Origin of the sequence: Sulfurospirillum diekertiae, from assembly GCF_002309535.1 — a bacterium.
GTDB lineage: Bacteria > Campylobacterota > Campylobacteria > Campylobacterales > Sulfurospirillaceae > Sulfurospirillum > Sulfurospirillum diekertiae.
Genome location: NZ_CP023275.1, coordinates 228,765 through 244,444, shown reverse-complemented (window position 1 = coordinate 244,444; position 15,680 = coordinate 228,765). Strand labels below are relative to the sequence as shown.

15 protein-coding genes and 1 pseudogene are annotated in these 15,680 nt (G+C 36.6%); 2 read left to right on the top strand and 14 right to left on the bottom strand.

What is annotated here, in order from left to right:
• From SJPD1_RS01325 to SJPD1_RS01295, 7 genes are all read right to left on the bottom strand, one after another.
• Positions 1-948 (bottom strand): AAA family ATPase, encoded by a 948-nt coding sequence (locus SJPD1_RS01325; RefSeq protein WP_096045624.1) that lies wholly within the window; start codon positions 946-948, stop codon positions 1-3.
• Between the two features lie 30 nt (positions 949-978).
• Positions 979-1,971: a beta-ketoacyl-ACP synthase III gene (locus tag SJPD1_RS01320; RefSeq protein WP_096045623.1), complete on the bottom strand. Its 993-nt coding sequence runs from the start codon at positions 1,969-1,971 to the stop codon at positions 979-981.
• A 9-nt stretch (positions 1,972-1,980) separates the two neighbouring features.
• On the bottom strand, positions 1,981-2,973 hold the full coding sequence (gene plsX, locus SJPD1_RS01315) for a phosphate acyltransferase PlsX (protein ID WP_096045622.1): 993 nt from the start codon (positions 2,971-2,973) through the stop codon (positions 1,981-1,983).
• Complete coding sequence (rpmF, locus tag SJPD1_RS01310) at positions 2,974-3,126, bottom strand: 50S ribosomal protein L32 (RefSeq protein ID WP_041956166.1); 153 nt, start codon at positions 3,124-3,126, stop codon at positions 2,974-2,976.
• A gap of 1 nt (position 3,127) precedes the next feature.
• Positions 3,128-3,496 (bottom strand): DUF177 domain-containing protein, encoded by a 369-nt coding sequence (locus tag SJPD1_RS01305; RefSeq protein WP_096045621.1) that lies wholly within the window; start codon positions 3,494-3,496, stop codon positions 3,128-3,130.
• Positions 3,497-3,501: 5 nt separating this feature from the next.
• Positions 3,502-3,915, bottom strand: a complete 414-nt coding sequence (gene ndk / locus SJPD1_RS01300; RefSeq protein ID WP_096045620.1) for a nucleoside-diphosphate kinase — start codon at positions 3,913-3,915, stop codon at positions 3,502-3,504.
• A 141-nt stretch (positions 3,916-4,056) separates the two neighbouring features.
• Positions 4,057-4,341: a DUF362 domain-containing protein gene (locus SJPD1_RS01295; RefSeq protein ID WP_041956163.1), complete on the bottom strand. Its 285-nt coding sequence runs from the start codon at positions 4,339-4,341 to the stop codon at positions 4,057-4,059.
• 387 nt (positions 4,342-4,728) lie between these two features.
• Here SJPD1_RS01295 and SJPD1_RS01290 point away from each other — a divergent pair, with 387 nt between their 5' ends.
• Positions 4,729-6,699, top strand: a complete 1,971-nt coding sequence (locus SJPD1_RS01290; RefSeq protein WP_096045619.1) for a methyl-accepting chemotaxis protein — start codon at positions 4,729-4,731, stop codon at positions 6,697-6,699.
• Between the two features lie 108 nt (positions 6,700-6,807).
• Entirely contained in the window at positions 6,808-7,404 is a 597-nt protein-coding gene (locus tag SJPD1_RS01285) for a peroxiredoxin (protein WP_087437535.1), read from the top strand.
• A 49-nt stretch (positions 7,405-7,453) separates the two neighbouring features.
• On the opposite strand, the gene SJPD1_RS01280 is transcribed toward SJPD1_RS01285, so the two are convergent.
• The 7 genes and pseudogenes from SJPD1_RS01280 to pheA all read right to left on the bottom strand — a co-directional run bounded on the left by SJPD1_RS01280 (position 7,454) and on the right by pheA (position 15,566).
• A complete protein-coding gene (locus SJPD1_RS01280) occupies positions 7,454-7,870 on the bottom strand; it encodes a Fur family transcriptional regulator (protein WP_096045618.1) in 417 nt (138 codons plus the stop codon).
• 100 nt (positions 7,871-7,970) lie between these two features.
• Positions 7,971-9,805: pseudogene (gene dxs, locus SJPD1_RS01275) on the bottom strand (1-deoxy-D-xylulose-5-phosphate synthase).
• Between the two features lie 15 nt (positions 9,806-9,820).
• A complete protein-coding gene (gene fliH / locus SJPD1_RS01270; protein ID WP_096045617.1) occupies positions 9,821-10,627 on the bottom strand; it encodes a flagellar assembly protein FliH in 807 nt (268 codons plus the stop codon).
• Between the two features lies 1 nt (position 10,628).
• Positions 10,629-11,657, bottom strand: a complete 1,029-nt coding sequence (gene fliG, locus SJPD1_RS01265) for a flagellar motor switch protein FliG (protein ID WP_226372275.1) — start codon at positions 11,655-11,657, stop codon at positions 10,629-10,631.
• Positions 11,654-13,384, bottom strand: a complete 1,731-nt coding sequence (gene fliF, locus SJPD1_RS01260) for a flagellar basal-body MS-ring/collar protein FliF (RefSeq protein WP_096045616.1) — start codon at positions 13,382-13,384, stop codon at positions 11,654-11,656. The genes fliG and fliF overlap by 4 nt, the downstream gene beginning before the upstream one ends.
• 10 nt (positions 13,385-13,394) lie before the next feature.
• Complete coding sequence (hisC, locus tag SJPD1_RS01255) at positions 13,395-14,495, bottom strand: histidinol-phosphate transaminase (RefSeq protein WP_096045615.1); 1,101 nt, start codon at positions 14,493-14,495, stop codon at positions 13,395-13,397.
• A gap of 3 nt (positions 14,496-14,498) precedes the next feature.
• Positions 14,499-15,566, bottom strand: coding sequence for a prephenate dehydratase (gene pheA / locus SJPD1_RS01250; protein ID WP_096045614.1), 1,068 nt, complete (start codon positions 15,564-15,566; stop codon positions 14,499-14,501).
• Positions 15,567-15,680 lie beyond the last annotated feature (114 nt).

Sequence of the window (15,680 nt, the reverse complement as noted above, 5' to 3'; positions counted from 1 at the left end):
TCAAGGAAGAGGAATTGTCTCTATCAGTGTATCAATAACCGAATCGGTACTGATGCCTTGTGCTTCTGCTTCATAACTGAGAATAATACGATGACGCATGACTTCTTTACACACACTTGCCACATCAACAGGCGTTACAAAATCTCTGCCTAAAAGCAGTGTATGGGCTCTTGATGCTTTATGTAAATCAATCGTGGCACGAGGACTTGCTCCAAAACGAATGAAATTTTCTAATTTGACCAATCCATACATTTTTGGCTTGCGTGAAGCAAAAATAAGATCGGCAATATAGTTTTCAATCTGTGGATCAATGTGAATTGATTTGAGTTGATTTTGAAGTGATAGAAGTTCTGTACTTTTTAAAACAGTCGCAATAGACTCGTGTATTCCAAGTGCCACATTGCGTGCCATGAGTATCTCTTCTTCTTTGGTATTGTAACCCACCAGTAGTTTCATCATAAAGCGATCTAGTTGCGCTTCTGGTAAACTATACGTTCCTGTTGATTCGATAGGATTTTGGGTAGCTAGCACGAAAAAAGGACGTGGAAGCTTAAGGCTCTGATCTCCAATCGTAACTTGGTACTCTTGCATCGCCTCTAAAAGAGCTGATTGCACTTTTGCAGGGGCACGATTGATCTCATCGGCTAAGAGAAGATTCGTAAAAATAGGTCCTTTTTTGACCACAAATTCACCACTTTTTGGGTTATAAATTTCGGCGCCTATAATATCACTCGGAAGAAGATCGGGCGTAAATTGAACTCTGCCAAAGGAGAGTCCTAATGCTTTTGCAAGCGTATTGATCGTTGTTGTTTTAGCAAGTCCTGGAACACCTTCAATCAGAACATGCCCATCACAGAGCAGTGCAATAATCAGCGAGTCAATGAGCTTCGAATGACCAACGATTACCTTTGAAATTTCAGACTTTAATGCGTGTAAGACTTCCATAATCGTTAACCTTTATGAAGGTATCAAAGAATATTAGTTACCACCAAACCTTACAAGACCACTAGCCCATGTAAAACCACCACCAAAAGTATCTAAAAGCATTAAATCACCTTTCTTGATACGTCCCTCTTCATAGGCGTCATTAATTGCCATCGGTATTGAGGCTGCCGAGGTGTTGCCATATTTTGCAACGGTTAAAATAGTCTTTTCAAGAGGGAAATCAAGCTTTGCACGGACAGCTTCAATAATTCTCATATTCGCTTGATGGGGTATAAAATGATCAATCTGTGAAGCAGTGATATTGTTTTTTTCTAAAATCTCAATCACATCGTTTGTGAGTGTTTTTACTGCTACTTTATAAACATCGTTACCCTGCATTTTGATGTAATTCAGTTTATTATCCAGTGTTTCTTGAGAGCAAGGGTATTTTGAGCCACACCCTGGAGTAATTAAAAGGTCGCCATAACGACCGTCAGCCGAAGCGTGAATATCTAAAATAGCTTCATTTTTATTTTCAGTTGCACCAATAATGGCAGCACCCGCACCATCACCGAAAAGAATACACGTACCACGATCGGTATAATCAACCACGCTACTAATTTTTTCGGCACCAATCAATAAAATATTTTTCTTTGCACCTGACTCAATAAAAGCTTTGGCCATTGAAAGCATATAGACAAATCCACTGCATGCAGCACTAATGTCAAATGCCATGACATCATTAATACCTAGTTTTCCAGCAATCACACATGCAGTAGAAGGCATACAAAAATAATCAGGGGAGAGTGTCGCGCAGATGATCAGATCAATCTCTTCTTTAGTTATGCCTGCGCGTTCAATAGCCTTCTCAGCCGCTTTCACTCCTAGATCACTCGTTGCTTCTTCCACTGATGCAATACGTCGTTCTTTAATACCTGTACGCTTCTCAATCCATTCGTCACTTGTTTCAACCATCTTCTCAAGGTCTAAATTACTCAAAACACGAGAAGGGGCATAGCCTCCGATGGATTTTAAAGATGCATACACATTAATCCTTTATTGCTCTAATAGCACTAGTTTTTGTTCAATATCTGTGTTAATACCAGAGCTTGAGAAATTAATCGCTTGATAAATAGCATTTTTGACTGCTTTTGCATTACTCTTACCATGGCCAATAATGGCACACCCATTAATTCCAATAAGTGGAGCACCGCCGTACTCTGCATAGTCAACTTGCTTTTTAAGCACTTTAAAAACTTTACGCATAAGCACTGCCCCTGCAATTGCTAATGGTGAGCGACGTACATTTTGTTTGATAATTTTTGTAATAGAATCTGCCACGCCTTCACTTGCTTTCAGCAAAATATTTCCTACAAAACCATCACAAACAATGACATCTACGGAACCATCAAAAACATTATTGCCCTCAACATTGCCGACAAAACTCTCAATTTTTTTCAGGATTGCAAACGCCTCTTTTGTTATCTCATTGCCTTTACTCTCTTCTTCACCATTAGAAAGAAGTCCAACTTTTGGCTTAGCAATTTTCAAAACATCTTTAGCATAGGTTTCACCCATAATAGCAAATTGTGCTAAATGCTCTGCTTTGCAGTCAACATTGGCGCCAACATCTAATACAAGACTAAGCTTTCCAGGCACTGCTGTTGGCATAATTGTAGCAATGGCAGGACGTAAAACACCTTTGAGCCTTCCAATACGAAGCGTTGCTAAGCTCATTGTTGCACCACTATGCCCCATCGAAACAACAGCATCGGCTACTTTATCTTTGACAAGATCAACAGCTTTATAAATAGATGTTTCTTTGCGTTTGAGAGCATTTGTGGCTGCTTCATGCATATCTAAAATATCTGATGCTTCAACAAAAGAGATTTTAGCTAAGTATTCTTGAGGGATAAGAGGTTTGAGAACATTAATGTCCCCGACAAGCAGTGCTTTAAATTGACGCTCTTTAAGCGCCTGAAGCGTACCTTCAACAATAGGAGCGGGACCGAAGTCTCCGCCCATCGCGTCAATTGCTATGGTTAGCATTTAGTTTTTATATTCGCCTGTTGTTTTGTTCACTCTATGAGGCATTTTCCATGTTCCATCACTGTCTTTAACTGGCATAGGAAGTGTTACTTTGTAGTGTGTTCTTCTTTTTGCGCCTCTGGTTTTACTCACTCTTCTCTTAGGTACAGCCATTTTATTCTCCTTTTAGTTGTTCACATTGTCCACAATAGTGGTAATCGCTTTTGAAAGCTTCAATTTCACTTTGAAGTATTGAATCAAGATCAATCGAACCATCAAAAAATTCTATTATATTTAAAAGCTCTTCACCTTCTTGATCTTCGTAAAGACCTTCTTGTGCAAAGACTTCAACACGCTCATTAACCGTTAACTCAAAATTTTCGCCACATCGGTCGCACAGATGAGGAAGTGTCCCTTCCAATTGACCTGTACATCTCACCATTGTCTTGCCTATTTTTAACGCCTCACCAAAAAATCTAATTTCATCCAAAGATGTTTCAAAATGAATCCCAGTTGTGGGAACTTTTTTGAATTCAACTTTCATTGAAATTAGAGAATTTCTCTTCTGGCAAAAAAGAAATCGATTTCGATTTTTGCATTCTCTAAGCTATCGCTACCATGAACTGCATTTGCATCAATACTATCAGCAAAATCAGCTCTAATAGTACCTTTTGCTGCTTCTTTAGGATTCGTTGCACCCATAAGATCACGATTTTTAAGAACGGCATTTTCGCCTTCTAGAACCATAACCACAACAGGTCCACTAATCATAAATTTAACAAGATCACCAAAAAATGGTCTACTTGCATGAACTGCATAAAAAGCCTCAGCATCTGCTTGACTAAGTTGGACTTTTTTCATCGCTGCAATTTTTAACCCATTTGATTCAAATCTGTCAACAATTTTACCAATAACATTTTTTGCTACTGCATCTGGTTTAATAATGGATAATGTGTTCTCCACAATCCTCTCCTATATATAATTGAATTTCATAACTTTGTAGGGAATTAGAACGTGGGAGTATAGCAGAATTTTTTTTTAATATCAATTAAATACTATTTTTAAATATAGAAAGACAAAGAGGGTTTCCCCTCTTTGTAGTTATTATTCAGCGCAAGGCGTTGTACCTTTTCGCATATCTGCACTGATCTCGTCACGACTTGGTTGTCCTGCATATGGAGCATCCCATACAATACAACCTTCAGTTGGGCAAGCTTCAGCACATGCTGGGGCATCATGATGTCCTACACACTCGACACATTTGTCAGCATAGACATAATAGATATCTGCACCTGTTGGGTTATCACTATCGTCTACAATTGCTTCTACCGGGCACTCATCAATACAGGCGCCACATGCAATACAAATATCAGTAATTTTTACTGCCATAATTTCTCCTCAATTGGTTTTTATACTAACGAAAAACTATATCCAAACTAAATTAAAATTGATATTAAACCCAAATTACTAGTTAAAAACTAACAAACGGTTTAATTTAGCCAGTTTGAACTGGAACCTTCTTTCTAACCAAGACGCCTTGTATCAAAATCTTTTATCAAAGAAATCTTACATTAAGTTCGTAGCATGAAAATAGCTTAGATTAAAAAAATCAGGTTAAATAAAAATTTCTAGATAGATCTAACTTATTGAATCATTCATCAATGTTTATTTTATTAAAAGGTAAACAAATGTTTAACTTTATGTTTCCTATTTAACTTTTCCAAAGGGTTTTTTTCATACTATATATTTAAATATACATTATATATGGAGATATAAATGAATTCATTAGCTAAAAAAGTAACTATTTTACAGGTATTAATCGTTTCTTTTGCAATTTTTGCTTTTATCTTTTACATCAATATTTATTTGAGTAGCTATATTAAACAAGAAACTGAACAAAAGATTACTGCAAATCTTACGGGATTAGAGCAAACTGTAAACGTTTATAATAGTGCACTTGAGGATACTGCTATCAAGCTTTTTACTGTTTTTGAATCAGAATTTAGTAATTTTCATATAAATGCGAGTGAAAAAATTATGGTTCATGGTGTTGAAACACCTTTAATTGCAGCTGATGGTCATACATTAAATAATAATTTCGTAAAAGTAGATACATTTACGAACCTCACGGGCGCTGTTGCTACTATTTTCGCTTTTCATGGTGATGATTTTGTTCGTGTTTCCACTTCACTAAAAAAAGAAGATGGATCACGTGCTATGGGAACCATGTTAGGGAAAACAAGCCCAGCATATGAACCTATTATGAAAAAACAAAAATATATTGGAAGTGCGAGGCTTTTTGGTCAAAATTATATCACCGTTTATTCACCGATTATTGAAAATGATAAAATTGTAGGAATTTTATTTATTGGCTATAACTTCACAGATGGCCTTAAAGCATTGAAACAACAAATCAATAGTATGAAAATTGGAGAAAATGGTTATTTTTATGCGATCAATACCAAAAGTGAGTCATATGATATTCATCCAAAAGTTGATAATTCCAAGATTACTTTTGACCTTGATAAACAAATTTTAGGACAAAAACAGGGGATGCTACACATTCAAGAAGATGGTGAAGCAAAAATTGTCAGCTTCCAACCCTTTAATAAATGGAATTGGATATTGGTTGCAAAAGCGAACGAAAAAGATTTTCAAGCTGCTAATGACAAGCTAAGAAACAATCTTATTATCACTTCTTTTATTATGACACTTATTATTGTGTTTATTATCTGGACACTTATTAATCAAATCATCACAAAACCTCTTAATAACCTCATAGAAAAAGCAAGAGATCTTTCTAGTGGCGATGGCGATCTTACACGCCATTTAGAAATTAAAGGCAATGATGAAATAGCACAAGCAAGCGAACAAATTAATCATTTTATTGAAAAAGTGCGTATTCTCATTTGTAATGCTAAATCACTTTCTAGCGAAAATTCTTCCATTTCACATGAATTATCCACAACTTCCTTACAAGTTGAAAAACTTGTTGAAAAATCAACGACTATTGTTTTGGATACAACAAACCAAGCTAATCGAGTACGTGAAGATATGACTATTTCTATTGATCAAGCCAAGAACAGTAAAGAAGATATGACAAAAGCGAATGGTGCACTTAAAACAGCTAGTAATGCTGTTATTGCCCTAACAGAAGAGATACAAAAAAGTTCCGTAACAGAGATTGAGCTTGCACAAAAACTTAATCAACTAAGTACCGATGCAGAGCAGGTTAGAAGTGTTTTAACAGTGATTAGTGACATTGCGGATCAAACGAATCTTTTAGCACTCAATGCCGCTATTGAAGCAGCACGTGCTGGTGAACATGGGCGTGGCTTTGCGGTTGTCGCAGATGAAGTACGTAAACTTGCAGAACGCACTCAAAAAAGTCTTATAGAGATCAATGCAACCATTAATGTTATTGTACAATCTATCGTTAATTCCAGTGAGCAAATGAGTCATAATTCAGAAAAAATAGAAGAATTAGCCAATACCGCTCAACAAGTTGAAAATAGCCTCCAAGAAAGTTTTGTCATTATTAATGAAGTGACCAAAATTACAGAGAATACTGTTAATAGTTATCTTCAAACAGGAGATGAGATTGAAATCATGATTCATAAGATAGGAGAAATTAACAAAATTTCAATGGAAAATAGCCGTAGCGTTGAAGAAATTGCAGGCGCTGCTGAACATCTCAGTAAAATGACTGAGAACCTTAATCATAAGTTAGGAGAATTCCGAACTTAATTTGGATAAAAGCTTACTGGGTAAAATTAGTCTTATTAATTAAAATATTTTTTTCTATTTAATTGTATAATTTCTGTATCAATAAAAATTCTCAATAAAAGGATAATTATGTTAGTAACTAATAAAGCTCCTGACTTTACCGCAACTGCTGTTTTGGGTGACAATCAAATTGTCGATAATTTTAATCTCTATGAAAACTTTGGATCAAAAGGGACTGTTCTCTTCTTCTATCCACTTGATTTTACATTTGTATGTCCTTCTGAAATCATTGCATTTGATAAAAGACTAGAAGAGTTTAAAAACCGTGGTATTAATGTTATTGGTGCATCTATCGACTCACAATTTTCACATTTTGCATGGAAAAACACTCCTATTAATCAAGGCGGAATTGGTCAAGTAAGATTTCCTTTAGTAGCTGATATTACCAAACAAATTTCTCGCGATTATGATGTTTTATTAAATGGCAGTGTTGCGTTACGCGGTTCTTTTCTTATCGATAAAGATGGTACTGTAAGACATGCTGTTATCAATGATTTACCTCTTGGAAGAAACATTGATGAGATGTTAAGAATGATTGATACAATGCTCTTTACCAATGAATATGGTGAAGTATGCCCAGCAGGTTGGCAAAAAGGCGACAAAGGAATGACAGCCAGCACGGCAGGTGTTGCTGATTATCTAGCACATAACTCCGATAAACTTTAATCGACAAAGAGAAGAGAGATTATCTCTCCTCTCTTTATTTTTTTGATAACTACTTCTTTTTACAAACAGAACACTCTTTTACTGTTGCAATCACATCCATTCGATCAATTTTAACATGCTTATTAGTTTCTAATATCGTTTGATATTCAAATAAACTTTGGTCATAATCAACATCTTCAATGGAACCACACTGTTGGCAAACAAGATGAATATGCGGCTTAGAATAGATGTCATAACGCATTTTCCCCTCAGCAGTATTCACCTCAATGACCACACCTTTTTCTTTAAGCGTTGCAAGGTTTTTATACACTGTCGCTAAAGACATAGATGGATTCTCTTTTTTAAGTGCATTATAGAGATCATCAATGGTTGGATGTCCCTTTTTATCTAACTCTTTAAGAACAGATATTCTTTGGGGTGTTGCTTTAAGCTCTTTGGTTTTAAGAAGATTGATAAAATCATTCATACTCTATTCCCCCCTTCCCTTTATAATCTTTTTTGAATGATTCCATATTATAGATCAATTTTCCCGAAAATAAATTAACTAATATTTTTTATTAATTACTCTATCTCTTCATCTCTTGCAAAATTTTTTCTGCTAATTGTTCGATGGTAATGCCCAATCTGTCTTCGACTAAATGTGTTGCTCCATGTGTAATAAAAGCATCATCATACTCAAATGTTTTGATCTTTACATGTAAAGTATTTTTCTCTTTTAATGCCATCAAAAGGGAGCCAACACCACCTATTTTTGCACTATCACTAAAGACATACCATGTTTCATATTTAAGCGCTAATGAAAGCAACAAAGCTTCATCTAAAGGTTTTGCAAAGCGTAAATCGACGATAGCTACATCTATCCCTTGTTCAGATAAAATTTTTGATGTAGCAACAGCTTTACCAACACCACTACCATAGCCTAAAAGCAGTATTTTACTTTTTCCCTCTTTGAGAAGCTGTGCCTTGCCATATTCAAAAGGTTTGGATTCAAATGCGTCACATGATAAGAAGCTTCCTCTAGGGTAACGAATGGCCAAAGGTCCTTGATGACTATAAGAATATCGAATTGCTGCATGCATTGCTTTTTCATCTCTGGGTGCCATCAGTGTCATATGGGGAATAACACTCAAATAGGAGATATCAAAAGCGCCCTGATGTGTTTCACCATCTTCGCCTACAATACCTGCTCTATCAATCGCAAAAACAACGTTTAAATTTAAAATAGATGCATCATGAATGACTTGATCGTAAGCTCTTTGTAAAAAAGTAGAATAAATCGTAATGTAAGGTTTAAATCCCTCTTTTGCCATTGCACACATAGATGTTACTGCATGCTGTTCCGCAATGGCTACATCCCAAAAACGATTAGGATAGGCTTGAATGAGTGGGCTTAGTCCTGTTCCACTTGGCATAGCAGCCGTAACGCCTACAACATTCTCATGTTGTTTTGCTAAATCCATAAGCGCCTCTGAGTACATCGTGGTTGCATTTTTACTCACACCTTTTTTGAGAGCTTCTCCGCTGGCTACATCAAAAGGGCCGACACCATGCCATTTTTCATAGTATCCTTCGGCCATTTCATAGCCTTTCCCTTTAAGCGTTTGCGCATGAATAATGACGGGTTTTTTTAAGCTTTTTGCCGATTGCATTGCACGAATAAGACTCTCTAAATTGTGCCCATCAATGGGACCAATATAGTCAATCCCCAGTTCTTCAAACAAAATACCTGGCGTAATCAATTTAAAACTCTCTTCGAACTTCTTCGCCATATACGTCGCACTCTCTGGTAAATACTGTAAAATCTGTTCGGTTGTTTTTTTAATCTTTTGATAAAAATCACCTGCCATGGCACTGGATAAAAATTTACTAATGGCGCCAATGGGTTTTGAAATACTCATTTTATTATCGTTTAGAATAATGATAACGGGGTATCTGCGATCTCCCAACTCATTAAGTGCTTCATAAACCATTCCTGCACTGAGAGATCCATCCCCAATTAATGCCACTGGCACACGTTTGTATTGTTCACCTTTAAGCGCTATTGCCTTTGCTGCACCTACAGCCAGCGAAATTGAAGTTGAGCTGTGACCTGCAACAAAATAGTCATAAGGTGATTCATCAGGTCGCGTATAGCCACTAATACCATCCAATTCGCGAAGTGTATCAAAACGATCCCAACGATCTGTAATTAATTTATGGGTATAGGCTTGATGACTGACATCAAAAATGAAAGGATCATTTTTTACATCAAATACATAATGCATCGCAACAATGAGCTCAACGGCACCCACATTACTACTGAGATGTCCCCATTTTTACTAACTGTTTGAATAATTTTTTGCCTAATTTGTTCACAATATTCGTTTAATTCTTCAATAGAACATTCTCTTAATTGTTTCATGGCTTCCAGTACTTTTTAATTTTCTTGTAATAGATATTTTACTTTTTCTAAGCGCATTGCTAAATTGCCATCCAAATTGCCTACATCGCTTAAGATGACTACACCACCTAAGGTTATGGCATCATCTGCAGTTATTTTTATCTTTTCATCTTCTGCATAAAGCTCTTTGAGCGCCTCTAAGTCTTTTGGATTTACCCTAAGTTCAATTTTGACTGCATCTTTTACCTCTTGAAGGAGTGCTTTTGAAAGTGAAGCTGCAATTTTAGAACTTGATATGCTCACCTCTTTTTTTATGACTTCTTTGGCAATTTCAAAAGCGGTAACACTCATATCTGTCTCAACCTTAGCTAATCGCTCTTCTAGACTCTTATAGAGTGTATCTAAATGGCCAATTGATTTCAAATAACGTGTCTTCATTTCTGCAACAGCAACTTCAGCCTCATCTTTAGCTTTTTGATATCCCTGTGCATAAGCATTTTCACGTTCTCGGGTAAGCTCTTCGTTGAGTCTGTTGTTAAAATCTTGTTCTTGTTTTTCAATCTGAATTTGAAGTTTAACCACATTTGTGGTTAACTCATCTGTCTTTTTGAGTAACTCTTCAATAAACTGATTTTGGGTTCCTTCTTCGATGCGTGCAATATTGATTATTTCATCACTCACAGGCATTGACTCTGGGTCATACATACTTTCTTGTGTATATTCTTCGTTTACATGTAAAGGAACAGCAGAAGCTTCTGGTGTTGAACCTAATACCTTAAATCGATACGGCTTGACGGAATGGTCATCCACTCTATCTTTATCGATAATATTTTCTGTTACCATGTTAACCTATCATCTCTTCCGCTTCACCGATTTGGAGAATGCCTTGTTCTGCTAATTTTTGAACTTCCTCAACAATCTTTCGTTGAGACTCTTCCACATCCTTAACACGTACAGCTCCCAAGAAATTCATCTCTTCCACAAACGCTTCTTGTGCACGTTGTGACATATTTTCAAAGAATTTTTTCCTTAACTCCTCTGCTGAACCTTTGAGCGCGACCATCAAATCACGCTTATCGGCAACTTTGAGAATTTCACGGACTGCATTACCATCGAGTTTCATAATATCTTCAAACGTAAACATCATATCTTTAATGACAGAGGCTAGTTTCTCATCTGCTTGCTCAATATACGCAATAGTGGTTTTAGAAGCTTTTTGACCTAAACGGTTGAGGATTTCAGCCACAGCACGAGGACCGCCTACTTCAACTTTATAAGACGTTAGCGATTCAAGTTTATTTTCCAAAACAGCCGATACTCTTTTTACAACCGAAGGTGAGATTTCACCTAGGTTTGCCATTCTAATTGTCACTTCACTTCTGAGTTGATCGGGGAAGAAAGAGAGTGTTTCGGCCGCACTGGTTGCGTCCATATGCGCTAAAATAAGAGCAACTGTTTGTGGGTGCTCATTAATAATAAAATCACCTAACTGCTGAGGCTTAATTTGGGAGAGATAACCAAAACTTTGAGAATTTTCCATGGATTTAGAGAGTTTATCAAGAATTTTTTGAGCTCCCTCAGCACCAAAAGTACGGTACAAAATCTCTTTCGCATACTCCATACCGCCACTTCTAATATACTGGTTAGATTGTAAAATAACATAGAACTCTTCAAGTACCGCATTGGCTACAGCTTTATCAATATTTTTTGCGGTTGCTATAAATTTAGAAATATCGGTTACAACGTCTATCTCCATATGAGAAAAAAGATTAGCCGTGGAATCCTCACCCAACTGAATGAGCAAAATTGCTGCCTTCTCAGCCATCGTAAGTTCATTGTAAAGGGTTTTTTGTTCTTCGGTAAGTTTCATTATGATAGATCCTTAGAGCTATTTTTACCGCCATCATAATCGCCTTCATTGCGAATCATAGACTGTAAAAGCGATGCAAATTCTTCACTTTTTTGTTCTGCCAAATGTTTTAGTTTTTCTAATAAAACATCATACTTCAACGCTTCTTCATTAAAGTCTTGACCAATACCCAATTGATCTTCAACTTTCTTGCGTGCTTGTCTAAATTTCTCTAAAGTATCCTCAGCGCCCTCTTCTTCTGGTGCAGCCATTGGCTCAATTTCATCTTCAAAATCATCCAGTTTTGTTTCCACCATTTTGTGACTGAAAGGAATAATGACTTTCTTGTAAAATACAAAGAGTAAGATACCAACGATGATATATTTAAGCAATGGAACCAATGGTCCCATATAATTAGAAACTTTATCCATCAAATCTTTCGTAGGAGCGCGAGTACCATCACTGGAGAGTGGTTTAAACTCAAAGTTACTCACTGTAACCTCATCACCCCTTGTTTGATTATATCCTACCGTTTGTTTCACAACATCACGAATAGCATCCATTTGTTCTTTGCTAAGTGCAGCATATTCTAATTCGCTTTTCTTTTTTCCATTACTATCTACACCATATTTATAGGCGCCATCTACAACGACAGCCGCTGTTAAACGTTTAATTTTAGCAAACTCATCTTTAGAATTAACGACTTTTTTAGAAATCTCATAATTCGTTGTAGTAGAGCTTTTTTGATACGTTTCAGCCTTTTTAGTACTCTCTAATCCTTGCACAGGACCGATGTTACTTATAGCACCTGGTACTCCGCCAACGTCTTGCGGTTCTTTCCCTTCACGTTTTTCTTCAACACTCTGCTCGCTTCGAGGTACAGAATTGGGATCATACGTTTCGCTGACATAATCTTGTTGTGAAAAATCAAAATCAATGGTTACTTTTGCATTCACTTTATCAACTCCACCAATAACAGGTGCTAAAACATTGATAATTTTTTGCTCAACATTATGTTCAAACTCTTTTTTATAGCGCATTTGACTTTTAACCAATTCGCCTTGGAACATGTTATTCTGATCATCTCCCAAAGGTTCACCGTCTTGATTCACGATAGAGACATTTTCAGCAGTCAAATTAGAAATAGAAGCTGCAACAAGATTTTTAATACCAATAATTTGTTTAGCGGAGAGATTCATACTTGGGCGAATATTTAAAACAATCGAAGCTGTAGGGGTGGCTTGTTTTTGTGCAAATACAGTTTCTTTAGGAATGGCAATATGCACACTCGCATTGGCAATGGGTCCAAGGCTTTCAATTGTACGCGCCAATTCCCCCTCAAGAGCTCGAACATATTTTATCTTTTGCTCAAAATCAGTGGCACCAAATTCAGCTTTATCAAAAATTTCAAAACCAACTTTACTGTTTTTTGGAATTCCTAGGGCAGCAATAGCTATACGCTCTTTATGGACAACATCACTTGGTACGGCAATCGTACCTTCATTAACTACCTTATATGGGATTTTCTCTTTTTCGAGTTGCTGAATAATTAGAGCAGAATCACCAGCGGTTGTATTTTCAAAAAGAACACTATAACCACTGCCTTTAGTAGAAGTTGAATTCTTGTAGAGCGTCAGGAACACTAAAAAACCGATGAGAACAACAATCGAAACTGCTGCTACAATCCTTTGACGTAGTGTCAAGTTTTGTATCAGTGTCGCTATTTGATTTAAAAGTGTTCTAAGCTCCATTTATTTTCTCTTACTTATAAATTGTTTTAAAGAGTTCAAAAAAGCGTACGTTTTGCTCAGGTGTTCCTATCGTAACGCGAATAGCATTCATACCATACGATCCTAAATTTCTAACGATTATACCCTTTTCCATCAACTTTTGTGCAATGACTCCTGCGTTTTTACTGGCATCAAATGCTAAAACAATAAAGTTCGTATAACTCTCAATAATACTAAATCCAAGCTCTTTTGCAAACACCTCATACACTTTCATTTCTTCAAAATTTTCTTTCACAGAAGCATCCACAAAGGCTTGATCACTAAGAGCCACAATCGCAGCTTTCAAAGTCAAATTTGTAATATTAAAAGGTGCACGTAGTTTCAAAAAGGTTTGAATGATCGCAGGTTGAGCAATGCCATATCCACAACGCATACCGCCCAATCCATAGGCTTTAGAAAATGTTCCTGTGTAAATGGCATTTGGATATTTCGTGATCAAATCATGTGCATCGATATTTTTAGCAGGATCTTTAACGCGCGCATATTCCAAATAAGCAGCATCAACGATCACCAATGTCTCTTTGTCAATCTGCTCTAAAAAGGCATACACTTCTTTGGCATCCAAACATTCACCAAGTGGGTTATTGGGAATACAAAGAACAATAATGGAGATATCTTTATTCGCTTTATATATTTCAAGCATCTCTTTAAGATTGTGTTGAGAGGAGGGAGTCCTGAGTACTTTTGCACCGGTTTGAAGCGCATAAATCTCATACATTGCAAACGTAATGCCTGCCATCAAAACTTTGCTGTTAGCGTTCGCTTTGGCATGAATCGCCATCTCGATGACTTGATCACTTCCTGAGCCTATAATAATATTTTTATCTTCGACATGATACTTGCGCGCTAAAGCCTCTTTGAGTTCATACATACTATCATCAGGATAACGGTTCATGTGGATGGCTTCCGCACGTACAGCTTCAATTACTTTAGGGCTACAGCCTCTTGGATTTTCATTGCTTGCAAGCTTAATAACATCTTGGGGCTCAATACCATACTCTCGTACCACAAGTTCAATAGGTTTGCCCGCTTCATACGTTTTCAAATTGTCTAAAACACCGTTAAATTGCATCTCTCATCCTCCACAAATATAGCTTCCAAGCCATTTAATATCGTATCTATCTCTATTTTCTTCGATCACTTTTTGGACATTTTCATCATCAATGTGTCCTTCAAAATCCATATAAAAAATGGACTGAAACCCTTTCTCTTTCGTTGGGCGTGATTCAATCTTGGTAAGATTGACCTTCTGATCTTGAAATGTTTGCAAGAACTCAACCAACCCACCTGGCTTATCATCCGTTTTTGCTAGAATGGAGGTTTTATTATGAATCCCTTTTTTATTTTTAAAATCACTCAAAATCAAAAAGCGTGTTTGGTTAGCCATATTGTCTTCAATTTTTTCAAATAAGACGGGCAGATTCGATAATTTAGCAGCAATATGAGAACAAATTGCCGCAGCATCATAATCTTCACTTGCTTTTTTGGCTGCTTCTGCCGTTGACTTGGTTGGAATGAATTCCACCCCTAAAAGCATATGTTCTTCTAAAAATTTTCGACACTGATTATAACCTTGCGGATGCGAATAGATACGTTTCACTTTTTTAATATCTTCACATACCGTAGCAAAAGAGTGATGAATATCCATGTAAAGTTCTGCCACAATTTTTGAGTTAAATTTTCCTAAACAATCCAGTGTTGTCCCTACCGCACCGGCTGTATTGTTTTCTACTGGAACGACACCGTATTTGGCTTCACCATTTTCCAAGACGTGAAAGACTGCTTCAATGGAGCTTAGCTCAATATAACTGCCCATTGCGCCAAAACGACTCTCTGCCGCTTGATGCGTATAACTTCCCTCAGGTCCCATAAAAGCAATTTTCTCAGGAAACTCAAGGTTACGACTGACCGCAAAAACTTCTAAAAAGATGGCATCGATCGCTTTAGGATTGAGAGCACCTTCATTGAGTCCTTTAAGACGATCTAATATCTCTTTTTCGCGCTCAGGTCGATAAATCGCTGTTCCACTCGTTTGTTTGGCACGACCAATCTCTTTGACCAGTTCCATACGTTCATTGAGCAATTTTAAGATCTGGTCGTCAATATGATCAATCTTTTTTCTATAGTGTTCTATTGTTTGCATAATTTGCCTTTTCTATGCCCAATGGTTGGCACTAAATACTTTTACATGTAAAGCTTTTTCTGATGCCTTCAACAACTTAAACGAATTATTTTGAAAAATGTCAAATCTTAAATC

What these genes read in the sequence shown, in the direction of transcription:
- SJPD1_RS01290 (WP_096045619.1), top strand. Translation starts at nt 4,729, where the DNA reads ATGAATTCATTAGCTAAAAAAGTAACTATTTTACAGGTATTAATCGTT.
- fliF (WP_096045616.1), bottom strand. Translation starts at nt 13,384, where the DNA reads ATGGAGCTTAGAACACTTTTAAATCAAATAGCGACACTGATACAAAAC.
- fliH (WP_096045617.1), bottom strand. Translation starts at nt 10,627, where the DNA reads ATGGTAACAGAAAATATTATCGATAAAGATAGAGTGGATGACCATTCC.
- pheA (WP_096045614.1), bottom strand. Translation starts at nt 15,566, where the DNA reads ATGCAAACAATAGAACACTATAGAAAAAAGATTGATCATATTGACGAC.
- SJPD1_RS01285 (WP_087437535.1), top strand. Translation starts at nt 6,808, where the DNA reads ATGTTAGTAACTAATAAAGCTCCTGACTTTACCGCAACTGCTGTTTTG.
- hisC (WP_096045615.1), bottom strand. Translation starts at nt 14,495, where the DNA reads ATGCAATTTAACGGTGTTTTAGACAATTTGAAAACGTATGAAGCGGGC.
- SJPD1_RS01280 (WP_096045618.1), bottom strand. Translation starts at nt 7,870, where the DNA reads ATGAATGATTTTATCAATCTTCTTAAAACCAAAGAGCTTAAAGCAACA.
- rpmF (WP_041956166.1), bottom strand. Translation starts at nt 3,126, where the DNA reads ATGGCTGTACCTAAGAGAAGAGTGAGTAAAACCAGAGGCGCAAAAAGA.
- SJPD1_RS01295 (WP_041956163.1), bottom strand. Translation starts at nt 4,341, where the DNA reads ATGGCAGTAAAAATTACTGATATTTGTATTGCATGTGGCGCCTGTATT.
- SJPD1_RS01305 (WP_096045621.1), bottom strand. Translation starts at nt 3,496, where the DNA reads ATGAAAGTTGAATTCAAAAAAGTTCCCACAACTGGGATTCATTTTGAA.
- plsX (WP_096045622.1), bottom strand. Translation starts at nt 2,973, where the DNA reads ATGCTAACCATAGCAATTGACGCGATGGGCGGAGACTTCGGTCCCGCT.